Annotated in this window: 14 protein-coding genes; all 14 read right to left on the bottom strand. The window is 54.3% G+C overall.

From position 1 onward, the window contains the following. Window positions 1-13: 13 nt before the first annotated feature. Window positions 14-1,384, bottom strand: coding sequence for a colanic acid biosynthesis phosphomannomutase CpsG (cpsG, locus tag FDW95_RS05915; RefSeq protein WP_115258104.1), 1,371 nt, complete (start codon window positions 1,382-1,384; stop codon window positions 14-16). A gap of 149 nt (window positions 1,385-1,533) precedes the next feature. Further along, entirely contained in the window at window positions 1,534-2,970 is a 1,437-nt protein-coding gene (cpsB, locus tag FDW95_RS05910) for a mannose-1-phosphate guanyltransferase (protein WP_115258103.1), read from the bottom strand. Window positions 2,971-2,973: 3 nt separating this feature from the next. Next, the gene (gene wcaI, locus FDW95_RS05905; RefSeq protein ID WP_115258102.1) at window positions 2,974-4,197 is read right to left on the bottom strand and encodes a colanic acid biosynthesis fucosyltransferase WcaI; all 1,224 of its coding nucleotides are present in this window, start codon (window positions 4,195-4,197) and stop codon (window positions 2,974-2,976) included. After that, window positions 4,194-4,673 (bottom strand): GDP-mannose mannosyl hydrolase, encoded by a 480-nt coding sequence (locus FDW95_RS05900; protein ID WP_115258101.1) that lies wholly within the window; start codon window positions 4,671-4,673, stop codon window positions 4,194-4,196. The genes wcaI and FDW95_RS05900 overlap by 4 nt, the downstream gene beginning before the upstream one ends. A 2-nt stretch (window positions 4,674-4,675) precedes the next feature. Next, window positions 4,676-5,641: a GDP-L-fucose synthase gene (locus tag FDW95_RS05895; RefSeq protein WP_115258100.1), complete on the bottom strand. Its 966-nt coding sequence runs from the start codon at window positions 5,639-5,641 to the stop codon at window positions 4,676-4,678. A gap of 2 nt (window positions 5,642-5,643) precedes the next feature. Then, window positions 5,644-6,765, bottom strand: coding sequence for a GDP-mannose 4,6-dehydratase (gene gmd / locus FDW95_RS05890; protein WP_096756588.1), 1,122 nt, complete (start codon window positions 6,763-6,765; stop codon window positions 5,644-5,646). Between the two features lie 24 nt (window positions 6,766-6,789). Beyond that, entirely contained in the window at window positions 6,790-7,344 is a 555-nt protein-coding gene (wcaF, locus tag FDW95_RS05885) for a colanic acid biosynthesis acetyltransferase WcaF (RefSeq protein WP_096756587.1), read from the bottom strand. 9 nt (window positions 7,345-7,353) lie between these two features. Continuing rightward, complete coding sequence (wcaE, locus tag FDW95_RS05880) at window positions 7,354-8,100, bottom strand: colanic acid biosynthesis glycosyltransferase WcaE (RefSeq protein WP_115258099.1); 747 nt, start codon at window positions 8,098-8,100, stop codon at window positions 7,354-7,356. A gap of 5 nt (window positions 8,101-8,105) precedes the next feature. Next, on the bottom strand, window positions 8,106-9,323 hold the full coding sequence (gene wcaD / locus FDW95_RS05875; protein WP_115258098.1) for a colanic acid polymerase WcaD: 1,218 nt from the start codon (window positions 9,321-9,323) through the stop codon (window positions 8,106-8,108). Further along, complete coding sequence (gene wcaC / locus FDW95_RS05870) at window positions 9,298-10,515, bottom strand: colanic acid biosynthesis glycosyltransferase WcaC (protein WP_115258097.1); 1,218 nt, start codon at window positions 10,513-10,515, stop codon at window positions 9,298-9,300. Before wcaC ends, wcaD begins: the two co-directional genes overlap by 26 nt. Further along, on the bottom strand, window positions 10,512-11,000 hold the full coding sequence (gene wcaB / locus FDW95_RS05865) for a colanic acid biosynthesis acetyltransferase WcaB (protein ID WP_115258096.1): 489 nt from the start codon (window positions 10,998-11,000) through the stop codon (window positions 10,512-10,514). The genes wcaC and wcaB overlap by 4 nt, the downstream gene beginning before the upstream one ends. Before the next feature lie 2 nt (window positions 11,001-11,002). Next, window positions 11,003-11,845: a colanic acid biosynthesis glycosyltransferase WcaA gene (gene wcaA / locus FDW95_RS05860; RefSeq protein WP_096756582.1), complete on the bottom strand. Its 843-nt coding sequence runs from the start codon at window positions 11,843-11,845 to the stop codon at window positions 11,003-11,005. A gap of 75 nt (window positions 11,846-11,920) precedes the next feature. Further along, window positions 11,921-14,083 (bottom strand): tyrosine-protein kinase Wzc, encoded by a 2,163-nt coding sequence (wzc, locus tag FDW95_RS05855; protein ID WP_115258095.1) that lies wholly within the window; start codon window positions 14,081-14,083, stop codon window positions 11,921-11,923. Then, window positions 14,083-14,529: a low molecular weight protein-tyrosine-phosphatase Wzb gene (gene wzb, locus FDW95_RS05850; RefSeq protein WP_115258094.1), complete on the bottom strand. Its 447-nt coding sequence runs from the start codon at window positions 14,527-14,529 to the stop codon at window positions 14,083-14,085. Before wzb ends, wzc begins: the two co-directional genes overlap by 1 nt. Between the last annotated feature and the right edge of the window lie 3 nt (window positions 14,530-14,532).

Raw genomic sequence — 14,532 nt, 5'->3', positions numbered from 1 at the left:
GGAAGCACCGGCATTACTGATTCAGCAACGCCAGAAGAGTGCGCGTTCGCGCTTCCATCAACGGAATGTCTCCGCGCGATTCCACGTTCAGGCGCACCACCGGTTCGGTATTGGAGGAACGTAAATTGAAGCGCCAGTCAACAAACGACATGCTGATACCATCGGTTCTGTCCACCGCCAGCGCCTCGCCGGAGAAATGCCGCTCTACCCGGTCAATCGCCACCTTCGGTTCTGCCAGGGTGCTATTGATTTCCCCGCTCGCCGGATACGCCGCCATGCGGTCGCGAACCAGTTCGCCAAGCCGCTGTCCTTTCAGGGACAACAGTTCCGCTACCAGCAGCCACGGGATCATTCCGCTGTCGCAGTAGGCAAAATCACGAAAATAGTGATGAGCGCTCATTTCGCCGCCGTAAATGGCATCTTCATGACGCATTCGTTCTTTAATGAAGGCATGACCGGTTTTCGACATCACCGGCTTACCGCCCGCCGCCGTCACCACATCGACCGTGTTCCACGACAAACGCGGGTCATGAATGATCTTCGAGCCCGGATTTTTCTCCAGAAACGCCTCCGCCAGCAGGCCGACAATGTAGTAGCCCTCAATAAACTGGCCGTTCTCATCAAACAGGAAGCAACGGTCAAAATCGCCGTCAAAGGCAATCCCCATATCCGCGCCGTGTTCAATCACCGCATTACGGGTATCCGCCCGGCATTCCGGCAGCAGCGGGTTGGGAATACCGTTCGGGAAGGTGCCGTCAGGCGTGTTGTGGATTGTTATCAATTCAACCGGGACACCAAGAGCCTGAAAACGGGCTTCAATGGCGTCCAGCACCGGGCCTGCCGCGCCGTTACCGGCGTTAAGCACCAGCTTCATCGGTTTAAGGTTTTTGACGTCGATGTAACCAAGCAGATGGTCAATGTAAGCCGCGCGCGGATTGATGGCGGTGTAACGGCCGCGTCGGGACGCATCCACAGGCGGGAAGTCGTTGGCTTCCGCCAGCCGTTGGATCTCACGCAGACCGCTATCACCGCTGATAGGTCGTGCGCCCTCACGTACCAGCTTCATGCCGTTGTAATCCAGCGGATTATGGCTGGCGGTCACTTCAATACCGCCGTCCACGCCGAGGTGGAAGGTGGCGAAGTAAATCTCTTCGGTGCCCGACATGCCGATATCCAGCACATCCACGCCCGCATCCTGCAGCCCTTTTGCCAACGCCATCTTCAATGCGTTGCTGGTCAGGCGGACATCACCGCCCAGCACCATGGTTTTCGGTTGCAGAAACTCACCGCAGGCGCGACCAATGCGCCAGGCGATGTCTTCATTGAGCTCTTCGCCCAGCCTGCCGCGAATGTCGTAGGCTTTGAAACAGGTTAATGTCGTCATGTTTTACCCTTCTTCAGGCAACAGTTGGCCCTGACTCTTAATGAGCCTTTTAATGAGTGTTAAATGCATTGCCCGGTGCGCTTCACTTACCGGGCTTACGGTGTTGTAGGCCGGATAAGCGCAGCGCCATCCGGCAAGATATTCAGTGCCTACACCCGACCGTAGCGATCGGCAAAGCGCACTACGTCGTCCTCTTCGAGGTAGGATCCCGATCGCACTTCAATCAGATCGAGCGGGATTTTTCCGGGGTTCTCCAGACAGTGCGTCGCTCCCAGAGGGATATAGACAGACTCGTTTTCGCCGAGCAGTTTGATGTCTTCATCGATCGTCACCTTCGCCGTCCCAGCCACCACCACCCAATGCTCTGCGCGGTGATGGTGCATCTGCACCGACAATCCCTCGCCAGGTTTTACGGTAATGCGTTTAACCTGGTAACGTTCTCCGGCGTCGATGGAGTCATACTTGCCCCACGGGCGGTACACTTCGCGGTGAATATGATGCTCATGGCGGCCGTCAGCTTTAATCTGCTCCACCACTTTTTTCACATCCTGGACCGCGTTGCGATCGGCTATCAGCACCGCGTCTTTGGTCTGCACCACCACCAGGTCTTTCACTCCGACTGTGGTCACCAGTCCGGACTCCGCGTACACGTAGCTGTTTTCAGTTTTGTGACTAATCACGTCGCCGTGATGCACGTTGCCTTCGGCGGTATGAGCGCTGATCTCCCACAGCGAAGACCACGATCCCACGTCACTCCAGCCCGCGCTCATTGGCATCACCACCGCGTCCGCGGTATGTTCCATCACCGCATAGTCCACCGACTCTTCCGGGCAGGCGAGAAACGCCTCTTCATCGACGCGGATAAAATCGAGATCGGGATCGACCGTGCTCATTGCCTTTTCGCAGGCGCTCAGAATGTCGGGTCGGTACTTTTTCAGCTCTTCCAGATAGCGCCCGGCACGGAACAGAAACATGCCGCTGTTCCAGTAATAATCGCCGCTTGCCACGTAGGCTTGTGCGGTGTCCTGATCCGGTTTTTCCACAAACTGCGCCACCGTAAAGGCAACCGTATCGGTAGTTGCGGGGCAAACGTCACCGCGACGAATATAGCCGTAACCGGTCTGTGCCGAGTCCGGCACGATACCAAATGTCACCAGCTTGCCCGCCTCGGCATAAGGCATCGCATTGCGAACCGCCTCGCGAAACGCCTCTTCGTCGGTAATCACGTGATCTGCCGCCAGCACCAGCATCAGCGGGTCAGCGTCCGGACTGTGACGTTTTGCCGCCAGCGCGGCCAGCGCAATCGCCGGGGCGGTATTACGTCCGGCGGGTTCCAGAATGATATTTTCGGTCAGCTTGTTGAGCTGTCTAAGTTGTTCGGCAACGATAAAGCGATGCTGCTCGTTGCAGATAACCACCGGGCTTTCACACTCCACGCCGTTCAGACGGCATATCGTGGTTTGCAGCATGGTGAGATCGCCCTTCAGGCACAAGAACTGCTTGGGATACAGGACGCGGGACAGCGGCCACAACCGGCTACCGGAGCCACCGGCCATCACCACTGGAAAGAGTGTGCGTTGACGCATGATTTATCCCCGTATATCTGCAATAAATTGGCTAAGCACGCGGTCTTTTACCAGCGTACGTTCGGCATAGTCACGTGCCACCGTGTTGATGTCAGGCATGATTAGCGCCTGGGTAATTCCGGCCACCAGCGCGCTCACCGACTCCGGCTCCACGCATACCGCAATCCCCGGATGGTCCTCGCAGAGCTGGCCCAGTTCGGTATCAGGCTCCGCGGTGATCACCGCATTGCCACCCACGGCAAGAATATTGGTCAGCTTGGAGGGCAATACCGCATCCGCCGCACCGCGCTTTTGCACCACTAAATGACAGTCGGCCATCTTCAGCAGCGCAGGCAGTGCGTCATAAGATTGCAGGGGAAAAAATTTAACGTTTTCCAGGCCGCGCTCGCGGACCCTGTTTTCCAGTCGCGCCTTGCCGCCACCCTGCCCGACAATCACAAACAGCCAGGGCTGAGCACTCAGCTCGTCGGCGGCATCAATCACGCTCTCCAGTCCCTGCTTTTCACCAATGTTGCCCGAGTAAAGAATGATTTTTTTTCCTTCAGGCACACCGAGTTTTTGCCGCAACGCCCGGGCATCATCCGCGGTCACGTCGCGAAATCGCGCCACTTCCGACCAGTTAGGAAAGAAGATGACCTTTTCTTCAGCGACCCCTTTTTCCTGCGCTTTATTCATCATCGAACGCGAGATGGTTGAGACATAGTCGACGTTATGCAGGCCGCTGCGTTCAAACGCGCTGGCCAATGTGGCCACTTTGCCGCCCCTACTGTTCCCGGCCATTCCGAGGCCAAGCATGGCGTCAACTTCATAATCCTGAATGTGCAGCAGCGTGCGTGCCCCGGAGAGTTTCGCCAACAGGCGCATCCCCGGTGTGCAAAACAGCGTCGGCACCACGCCAATAATGCGATCGGGCTTCCAGCGTCGCTGCGCCATCAGCGGGAAAAAACTGCTCACGGCAAAACTGCCCAAATGCAGCAGACGTTTCAGCGTTGAGGGCTGCTTTGGCACATACAACGGACAGCGCCAGACGGTGGCATCGCCTTCTTCCCGACGATAACGCCAGGCGGAATAACGGCCGTTCACTTTCCACTGCGGGTAGTAAGGCGGCGCGGTGATCACCCGAACGTCATGCCCGGCTTGCGCCATCCACTCCACCATTTCGCCGGTGTATTTGCCGATCCCGGTCAGTTCCGGTGAATAATTAATGCCGTACACCAGAATTTTCATAAGCCCGGCACTCCGGCCTGACGTTGCGGCATAAAGTACGCCCGGCTGTTATCGTGAACGTTATCGCTGGCCAGCAACGCCTGCGGCGTCAGCCAGCAGTAGTCGTCATGCTGGGAATCGGGCAGACGCAGGTCTGCCTCGCTCACCTTCAGGCGAAAACCGAGCACCACATAATGGGTGGTGAAATCGGTGCCCGAAAAGTTATCGTCATAGAAGTGCTGCCAGACGCCGTAAAACTCCGCGGAAGACAGCGGCAAACGTAACCCCAGTTCCGCCAACGTCAGGCGCTCAAACGCGTTCTCAAGCCGTTCATCCTTCTGCACCCGTCCACCCGGCACAAACCAAAGTCCCTGGGCGGGACGGTTGAGGCGTTGGCCCAGCAGGTACTCACCGCGCGCATTTTCCACCAGCAAATCAATGGAAATCAGCGGCGTACAACGCACTACCGTGGCAAATTCTTCCTGACGTAAAAACATATTTACCCCCGGTACCGCTGCTGATTTTCAAGGAACCACTGATAAGTGCTGGCAAGCCCGTCCTCCAGCGAGACCTCGTGGTACCAGCCCAACTGGTGTAAACGCGTAACATCCAGCAATTTGCGTGGCGTACCGTCGGGTTTACTGGCGTCAAACACCACGCGACCTTTGTAGCCTATGACCTTCGCGACCGTTTGCGCCAGCTCGCGAATGGTACAGTCCACGCCGGTTCCCACGTTGATGTGCGACAACATCGGCTGGGTGTGCTCCTGCCAGACCTCGCGGTCCAGTTCCATCACATGAATGCTGGCGGCAGCCATGTCATCCACGTGCAGGAACTCGCGCATTGGCGTGCCGCTCCCCCACACCACTACATCCGGCGCATTTTGTGCGCAGGCTTCATGAAAGCGGCGCAGCAGTGCCGGGATCACGTGCGAGTTACTCGGATGAAAGTTATCCTGCGGCCCGTACAGATTGGTGGGCATCACCGAGCGGTAATCGCGGCCGTACTGACGGTTATACGACTCGCACAGTTTGATCCCGGCAATTTTGGCAATCGCGTAGGGTTCGTTAGTGGCCTCGAGCGTTCCCTGCAACAGTTCGCTTTCAACCATCGGCTGGTTGGCCAGCTTCGGGTAAATGCAGGATGAGCCGAGGAACAACAGCTTATTCACGTTATGGCAGTGCGCCGCGTGAATGATGTTGCTCTCAATCATCATATTTTCGTAAATAAAATCAGCGGGGTAAGTATTGTTTGCCACTATTCCACCCACCTTCGCCGCCGCCAGGTACACCTGGTCGATACGTTCGGTGGCAAAAAACTGCTGCACAGCACGGGCATCCAGCAGATTCAGTTCGTCACGGGTACGCAACACCAGCTCCACGTTGTCGCGCGTGGCCAGCAGCCTGACGATGGCGGACCCCACCATCCCGCGATGGCCCGCCACAAAAATACGTTGTTTCATCATCCTCAGTACTCCAGCGCGATGGCGACCTCATAGCCGTGAGATTTCAGCAGAGAATGTTTCTTCGCCGCTTCCAGATCGTTGGCAACCATTTCACTGACCATCTGGCTCAGGGTGATTTCCGGCTTCCAGCCTAGCTTGTCGTGCGCTTTTGCCGGGTCACCGAGCAATGTTTCGACTTCTGCCGGACGGAAATAACGCGGATCGACCGCAATCATCACGTCACCCGGCTTCACGCCCGGCGCATCGTGTCCGGTCACCGACACGACAATGCCTTTCTCCTCAACGCCCTGCCCTTCAAAACGCAATTTAATGCCCAACTGCGCGGCCGCCATTTCGACAAACTGGCGCACGGAGTACTGCACGCCGGTGGCAATAACAAAATCTTCCGGCTGATCCTGTTGCAGCATCATCCACTGCATGCGCACATAATCTTTGGCGTGGCCCCAGTCACGCAGGGAATCCATGTTGCCGAGATACAGACATGACTCCAGCCCCTGCGCAATGTTGGCAATCGCCCGGGTAATTTTGCGGGTAACGAACGTTTCGCCCCGGCGCGGAGACTCATGGTTAAACAGAATGCCGTTACAAGCGAACATGCCGTAGGATTCGCGGTAATTGACGGTTATCCAGTAGGCGTACAGTTTGGCGACCGCATACGGAGAACGCGGGTAGAACGGCGTGGTCTCTTTCTGCGGCGTTTCCTGTACCAGGCCGTACAGTTCAGATGTGGAGGCCTGATAGAAGCGGGTTTTCTTTTCGAGGCCGAGGAAGCGGATCGCCTCCAGCAGGCGCAGCGTACCAATCGCATCGACGTCCGCGGTGTATTCCGGGGATTCAAACGATACTGCCACGTGGCTCATCGCCCCGAGGTTATAGACTTCATCCGGCTGAACTTCCTGTAAAATACGGGTCAGGTTGGAGGTATCCGTCAGATCGCCGTAATGCAGATGAAATTTTGGATTACCCGAGTGCGGATCCTGATAAATATGATCCACTCGCTCGGTGTTAAACGACGACGCACGACGTTTAATCCCATGAACTTCATACCCTTTTTCCAACAGAAGTTCTGCCAGGTAAGAACCATCCTGCCCGGTTACGCCAGTAATGAGAGCGACTTTTGACATGTTTACACCTCTTAAATGATCCCCTCAGGGAGTAACTTTCTCAACGCGTTCGCGCGTTACGACCGCAGGATTTCCCCGACAAACGGCATTGGCGGGCAGCGATTTAAAAACGCTGCTTCGCGCCCCAACGACAGTGCCCGCCCCAATCGTCACGCCGGGTGCGACAAATACATCTGTCGCCAGCCAGCATTTCTCGCCAATCACAATCGGCGTGGCGTTAATATCAAAGTGCGGGCTGGCATAATCATGGCTACCGGTACATAAATAACTTTTTTGCGAGATAACAGCATTGGCTCCAATCGTAATCGTGCCCAGCGTATATAACACCGCGTCATCACCCACCCATGCGTAATCACCCAGGGTTAGTTTCCATGGATAGGTTATTTTTACTGAAGGTCGAATAACGACGTTTTTTCCTATCTTCGCGCCGAATAAACGTAATAAAAATGCGCGCCAGCGGTACATCACCTGCGGTGATAGTCGAAATAATGTTGACTGTACCGCCCACCATAATTGCACTTTAATTGCACCACCTCCGCGAAAGCCTTTCGGCATCGTGAAGCCTTTTAAATCCTGCATATTTACCCCTTACATTTTGCCATATAAGGTTTTGGCCTTACCGGTGGTGCGTAAGCGCAAATGCCAGGACAGTTCGGTCCAAAAGCCCGGCATATGTAATATCTGACGCTGGACCTTTTTTGCATCCCGACATAACTCAAGATTATTTGTCGTCGATACGCCGCCCATAGAAAACTCAGAGACCAGTCCGCTTAATTTTTTAAAGGCATAACCAGATTTATATAATTTTGCGGCCAGCGCATAATCAGACGACACGTTAAATTGCAGATCGTAGCGCCAGGCATGCAGTCCATTGAGCGGAAAAAATATCGCCTGATGACTGGCCGGCAGGCTGTGATAAATATACCAACCGGGCTTGGCACGACGCTTAATTTTGTTTCCATCACCAAAATCCAGCAGCGCATCGCCGATCACCATCGCCTTGTCGCTTTGCGTTTTGAGCTGGCGGATAAATGACGCAGCATCCGCATGCAGAATATCACCGGAGTTCAGAAACAGTGCGAACCGCCCTCGCGCCAGGGCAATGCCTTTGTTCATCGCATCATAAATACCGTTGTCCGGTTCGCTGACAAACCGTAACCGGTGCTCACCGTTGAGATTTTCCAGAAATGCCTGCGTACCGTCCGCAGAACCGCCATCGATCACAATCCATTCAAAGCTGATGTCGCCCGCCTGCGCCAGATGGGCTAGCGATGCGTGGGTTTTGACGATCCCCTGCAGATTACGAAAGGCAACTGTGATAATAGTGAGCAGCATAGGAATTACCTCGCGATATTTAGCGCCTTGCGCAAAATAAACGGACAAACAATTAAAAACGCATATTCCGGGCTAAATACTGAACCGGTAAAAAACAGCGACAGCGGCGTAAAAAGATAAAGCTGCACCTGATAATTCGGATTATCGCCAAACGCATTTAACATCATTTTCAGAACCTTTCCCATGTACCACACCGCCAATATTACAGCGAACCATGAGAAATAAATAATCAGCAGATACAAACCATTGTCTATTGTTTTCCCGACATCTGCACCGTTAAAGATTCCGAATGACGCTACATATTCATAAAGTGAGCCAAATCTGACTACGCCATCGATATTGAGTAATGAATAACCGACCATCACCAGCGGCCCCACAATACGGTAATACGATGACGACCCTTCCGTGCCTAAATCACCAAGTCGTGTGGCAATGTAGGGAAAAGCAAATATTACGCCAACCATAAACACGCTAAGTGAGATTATCGCCAGCGGTAACTTCTTTTTTATCGCTTCTTTGTTCAGATACTGAAATGCCCACTCTAACAGGTAAAATAAAATAAAAGTCATTACCCCTGAAAACGATCCTGATAATATCACCCCTGCCAGAATCATAGCATCGGTCTTAGGCGTTTTGATACCAAACTGTTTGATGCTGAGCCAAATTGAGATTAATGCCAGAGCAAAGAATGCCGGTTCGAAATAAAGCGCGGTAGTTCGTTTACCACCAAATTTAATAAAGTTCAGAACATAACTGTTGCTGTAAATAAGATATTTCGAAATTGCTTCCATTAAACTGCTGCCACCGGTGAGAATAATCTGCGCCATCTCAACCGCAGCCAGCGCCACCACCAGCCCCACCACCAGCCAGAAAAAACGTAAAATCTTACGGTGGTTATGCGGGGAGACGGTTTTAAAGCGAATGCTCCAGACCATGCCAATAATGATCACCGTATAGACAAACAGCATGGTGGAGGTCACATATTTGCTGGCATCCAGCGACTGACCAAACAGGTAATTAAAGGCCGTCAGCCCACCGCCAATCCCCAGCGCAATCAGCAGTTTTTTGATATTGATACGCTCAACAAACAGCAACAACAGCAGCGGCAAAAACGTGACCACGGTGACCGGAAAACTTTCCCCCAACTGCACAAGCTTAACGTTGACCAGCAGGTACAGCAGCGGCAGCATCAAATAGCTACAGATTCTGATAGAACGAGACATAGTCCTCCAGCATCTGTTGGCCGCTGTAGGCGCTGCGGCTGCGCTGGCGAAAGGCCGCCAGCGACGTACCGAATACCGCCTGCGCGATCGCCGTTTTATTGCACTGCACCAGCTGCAGGACATCCTCTTCACTGAAGGTTTTGCCCCCCGATTTTGCCAGTACTTCCTGCGCAGCCTCACTGTGCGTGGCAATCACCGGTACGCCGATAGAAAGCGCTTCGCATAAAATCAGCGGGTAGTTATCCACTCGCGAGCTGAACACCAGTCCATCCATCAGGTTAAGCGCACTCATCAGTATGCGCTTGTCGGTTTCAAATCCATGATTGACCACGTTCGCGCCGCTAAACGGCGAGAATTTGCCGAAGGTATGCAGCTCTATTTTGTCGCCCAGCGCTATCATCTGTCGCACCAACTGTTGGTTGGTTTTGCCGTCATAGCGCAGGTCGTGAGCCACGATGGCGATTTTCGGCCGGCTGCGAGGCTCATCGTTTAGCGGCAAGTCGCTGAGAATGGCTTCGGTCGCGACATCGATCCCGTTGTTGATAATGGCGCAGCGCCCCGCACCGTACAGGCTGTTAAACGCGTCAGCCACATGCTGACTGGGGGAGATAAACTGACAACCCAGCGCCAGCATGGCGCGAAACATCTGGCGTTTTCCGGGCAGTTGTTGATGCGCTTTATCAACCTTAACCGGCGGATAATTACTCAGCGTCGGGCATTTCCGGCAGCCGGTTTTCCAGCCTTCACAGCCGTCAGTAAACGCGCAGCGCCCGGTCACGCTCCAGTGATCGTGCAGCGTCCAGACAAAGGTGATATCCGGTTTATGCGCCTGCACCTTTTGACAAAACGTCACCACCTCTTCCAGATTCAGCCAGTAGCTGTGCAGCACGTGAAAATGCAGCACCAGCGGGCCTGCGGTGCGGGTGACTGTACGATACAGATTGTCGAGATTGCCAAACAGGTCGCGGTTAGCGAAGCGAAACAGCGCAATATTCAGCGCCGACGTCAGGCGCGGCGTATGCTTGAACACCTGTGGATAGTGATGGTGGCTGAGGCTTTTCTTACCGCTTTTGCCGTAGCCATAAATGAAGCGCGACGACAGCCCATGCTCCAGCGCCCGCAGGTGTAAATCCAGCGCCACCCCTGCCGCGCCGCCTTCTGCCAGTCGGACATTAAATTGCAGGATATTCATTTTACGTCCTTTACTCGCGCTTTCTCACCCACCACCAGCGTATTGTCCGGCACGCTGTCCACGACAACGCTGCCAGCGCCAATCGTCACGTTATGACCAATGATGACATCGCCCAGCAAGGTGACATTGGCACCCAGCTCAACCCCGTTGCCGATCGTCGGACAGGTCAGATCGCTTCTGCCGAGATTGCCGATGGTCACGCCATGACGCAGGGTAAAATCGTCCCCGGCCACCACGCGTTTGTTGATGACTACGCCATAGCCATGATGAATAGTAAAACGACGGCCGATAGTCGCAGCCGCCTGGATTTCATAGCCGAAAATACATTCGGTAATCAGGCGATACATCACCAGCACCGGTGCGGCCCACAGGTTATTCAGCACGTTTTTTTTGCGCCAGACAGAGCAAAAATGGGCGACCCGATAGGCCATCACCATGCAGCACGGACGCAGACTCCAGCTATTGGCGCGGATATCTTCCAGCATACTTAGCGCCCCCGTAGACCGTCGGCCAGGCGTTTACCGTTACGCAGCGACAACAGGGTCAGTAACGTGCGCCAGTTCATGCGTTTGTTGCGGATCTGATACAGCGTAAACAGCTGATATTTTTTGCTGGCGCGGTCAAATTTGCCTTTGTGCTTACGGTAAAACTGGAAGTAACCGGAGAATTTTTTCGGCGATGAGGTAATGCGCATCTCGCCGTGATTCACATGTAGGATCTGCGTGGCTTCATTGACCTTCCATGGCTCGCCATAGGCCACCACCATGCGCAGAAAAATGTCGTAATCCTGTGCCGCTTTCAGCGAGGTATCAAACAGGCAGGCTTTGAACCGCCACGCCCAGGTAAAGACCTGATTGCCAATAATATTGCGTTTATAGAACCTTCGCCGTGAGTACACCGACTTGGGATACAGCGGCAGGCTGGCGGGCTGGGAATAGACTTCGCCTTCGCAGATATAATCATTGGCATACAGAAACGCCCGAGTGACCAGCTGATGGCGATCTTTAAGAAACACGCTCAGGCGATTCGGCGTCCACTCATCGTCGTCATCAATACCGGTAATGTATTGCCCGCTGGCCTGCATAATGGCCTGATTGCGCACCGCACACGCCCCGGAATTAAAGGCATTATGGGTATAGGTGACGCGCGGATCGTTCAGCTCTTCTACATACTGCTTTAATTGTTCATACGCAGAGGAGCAGTCATCCACGATGATCATCTCCCAGTGCGGATAATCCTGACGCAGGACCGATTTAATCGCCCGGATCGCCAGTTGCTGACGATTCCAGGTCGGCATATAAATTGAAATGAGCGGGTTGTCTGTGGTCATTTTCATTCCCAGGGTATAAATATGTTTCTGTAGGCCGGATAAGGTGTTTACGCCGCATCCGGCAGGGTTGGTTATTTATTTCGAATCCGACGTGTATGCATATTCGTAGTAGCCGTAATCCTGATACCCGCTTGCGCGTCGGAAGATGGAGTTGAGGATCACGCCCTTAACCTGAATCCCGTTTTGCTCAAAGCGGCTCAGGCTGGTTTCCACCTCTTTCAGGGTGTTGACGGCATAACGAGCGACCATCAGCGTGGTGCCAACATGACGGCCAACAATGGCCGCGTCGGTCACCGCCAGAATGGGCGGGGTATCAATCAGTACCAGGTCATAGCGCGCACTGGCCCAGGCAATCAGCTCGCCAAAACGCTCGCTCATCAGCAGTTCAGAAGGGTTGGGTGGCACCTGACCGCGCGGGACCAGATCGAAATGAGGAATAGACGTCGGTTTGGCGCAAGTGGCCATATCGCCCTTACCCACAAGGATGTCGGACAGACCGTTGACGTTATTGGTGCCCAGCAACTCATGCGTGTACCCTTTGCGCATATCGCAGTCGATCAGCAGCACGCGTTTATTGGTCTGGCTGATCACCGCCGCCAGGTTGGCACAGACAAAGGTTTTGCCAATTGATGGGCTGACGCCAGTGAGCATCAGCACATTATTACGCGCCTGCATCATGGCGAAGTGCAGGCTGGTGCGCAGGCTGCGCACCGCTTCTATCGCCAGATCCGTTGGGTTCCCCACCGCGAGCAGTTGGCTTTGCTTGTAACGTTTGATGCCTTTAATGGTCTGCACGTTATCACGCGCTTTTTGCCATTCCGACAGCGGAATACTGGCATATACGTTGATTCCCTGTTCTTCCAGCGCCTGCGGGCTTTCGATTCCGCGGTTGAACAGCGAACGCAGCAGCACGCCGACCACCGACAGCATCAGGCCTAGCAGAATACTGCCGAGAATAATCAGCGCAGTTTTCGGCTTCAGCACGCCGGGCTGAGCAATGGCCGGGTCGACAATACGCACATCCCCTACCGTGCTGGCTTCAGTTATCTTCAGTTCCTGCTGCTTGTTCAGCAGCTGCATATAGACCTGCTGACCGGACTCCACATCGCGGGTCAAACGGACAATTTCCTGCTGCGTTTTTGGCATCGCCGTTACCCGGCCGTTCAGTTTGCCTTTCTCATCTTCCAGCGCCTGACGTTTTTCCAGCAGCGTGCGGTAAGCCGGATGCGCTTTGGTGAACAGCTTGGAGATTTCCGCCTCCTTGAACGTCAGTTCATTCAACTGGGCGTCAATGTTAACCATCGAATCCAGCACCGCTTTGGCTTCCAGCGGTAAATCGACCGAATCTTTATCCTGACGAAAGGCGTTCAGTTTGTTTTCGGCAACGTCCAGACGGTTACGCACCTCCGGCAACTGCCTGGCCAAAAATGCCAGGCTTTTGGCGGCCTCTTCGGATTTACGTACGATGTTTTGTTCAAGGTAGTTACGGGTGATGCTGTCAAGGATCTGGCGGATCTGCTCGCGGTCCTCGCCGGTGAACGTCAGGCTCAAAACGCCGGTGTCTTTGCCGGTTTCCGTCACGCTGAGGTTATTTTGCAGGGCGTTTATCATGCCCAGCGTGGAATATTTGCTGACAGTAAAGGCGCTGCCAGCAGCAGCATGAATAGCGTTAACCTGCATCGTGACGCCGCCGTGGTTTAACGGCTGTCCAACCTGACCCTGGGCGCTAAAACCGCCGTCACTGATCAGCTGATAACTTTCATTATTCAGCACCTTAATGGTGAACGTTTGCTCATTCATTGCCTTTGGTAAGGTGAACGTCGTCACGTTAACCGTTTCGTTCTGGCGGCCCATCAGCCGGTCCCAACCCGCCCCAAACAGCGGGAACGTCTCCTTGGTAACGGCGATATCCAGATCCAGATCGTCCACCGTTTTCCCCAACACCAGCCGCGACTTAATGAGTTGAATTTCGGCTTCCGAGGCGGGTGGTTTATTCGACAACGCCGAGCCGATATCCTGCACCAGTGAATTGCCGGTGTTTTGCTCAATCTGCACCAGCGCATCGGCACTGTAGATAGGCGTGGCAAACAGCGTGTAAATGGCCGCGCACAGCGCAAAGGCCGCGGTAATACCTAGCACCCACCAGCGCGCTTCCAGCACCGTCCCGACCAGGCGACCGATATCAATTTCATCATTGCCGGTTGCTGGCGCAGCAGACTGTTTTACGTTCTCTGTCATTATTTTCCCTGCTCCGCGTTCAGTGCCTGAGCCCATTGGCGGGCAGACTGTTCAAGTAAGGCGTACACCGCGTCAAACGCATCCTGGCTTTTACGGTAAGGGTCAGGTATTTCGCGCTCACTGTCCCAGTGACCAAATAGCATCACCTTGCCGCGCATCTCCGGTGCCATGTCACACAGCGCGGTAATGTGACGCTTCTCCATGGTGAGGATCAGGTCGTAATCCCGGCACATTTTTCCTGAGATTTGCCGCGCACAATGATTCTCCAGCGACAGGTTATGTGCCTGCGCCACGCTCACCGCACACGGGTCGGCTCCCTTGCCCACCAGCGCCCCGAGACCTGCAGAGGCGACCGTCAACGCCGGATGAAACTGCCTTAACAGGCGCTCTGCCGTTGGGGAACGGCAAATGTTCCCCACGCAGACAACTAAGATTTTGTTAAACATGTC

Origin of the sequence: Citrobacter sp. wls718 (assembly GCF_005280945.1) — a bacterium.
Classification (GTDB): Bacteria; Pseudomonadota; Gammaproteobacteria; order Enterobacterales; family Enterobacteriaceae; genus Citrobacter; species Citrobacter gillenii.
This window is presented reverse-complemented; position numbering and strand designations above follow the sequence as displayed.

Coding starts and splice junctions, on each gene's coding strand:
- cpsG (WP_115258104.1), bottom strand. CDS start 1,384: ATGACGACATTAACCTGTTTCAAAGCCTACGACATTCGCGGCAGGCTG.
- wcaD (WP_115258098.1), bottom strand. CDS start 9,323: ATGTCTCGTTCTATCAGAATCTGTAGCTATTTGATGCTGCCGCTGCTG.
- cpsB (WP_115258103.1), bottom strand. CDS start 2,970: ATGCGTCAACGCACACTCTTTCCAGTGGTGATGGCCGGTGGCTCCGGT.
- gmd (WP_096756588.1), bottom strand. CDS start 6,765: ATGTCAAAAGTCGCTCTCATTACTGGCGTAACCGGGCAGGATGGTTCT.
- wzb (WP_115258094.1), bottom strand. CDS start 14,529: ATGTTTAACAAAATCTTAGTTGTCTGCGTGGGGAACATTTGCCGTTCC.
- FDW95_RS05895 (WP_115258100.1), bottom strand. CDS start 5,641: ATGATGAAACAACGTATTTTTGTGGCGGGCCATCGCGGGATGGTGGGG.
- wcaA (WP_096756582.1), bottom strand. CDS start 11,845: ATGACCACAGACAACCCGCTCATTTCAATTTATATGCCGACCTGGAAT.
- wcaC (WP_115258097.1), bottom strand. CDS start 10,515: ATGAATATCCTGCAATTTAATGTCCGACTGGCAGAAGGCGGCGCGGCA.
- wcaF (WP_096756587.1), bottom strand. CDS start 7,344: ATGCAGGATTTAAAAGGCTTCACGATGCCGAAAGGCTTTCGCGGAGGT.
- wzc (WP_115258095.1), bottom strand. CDS start 14,083: ATGACAGAGAACGTAAAACAGTCTGCTGCGCCAGCAACCGGCAATGAT.
- wcaE (WP_115258099.1), bottom strand. CDS start 8,100: ATGCTGCTCACTATTATCACAGTTGCCTTTCGTAATCTGCAGGGGATC.
- wcaB (WP_115258096.1), bottom strand. CDS start 11,000: ATGCTGGAAGATATCCGCGCCAATAGCTGGAGTCTGCGTCCGTGCTGC.
- wcaI (WP_115258102.1), bottom strand. CDS start 4,197: ATGAAAATTCTGGTGTACGGCATTAATTATTCACCGGAACTGACCGGG.
- FDW95_RS05900 (WP_115258101.1), bottom strand. CDS start 4,673: ATGTTTTTACGTCAGGAAGAATTTGCCACGGTAGTGCGTTGTACGCCG.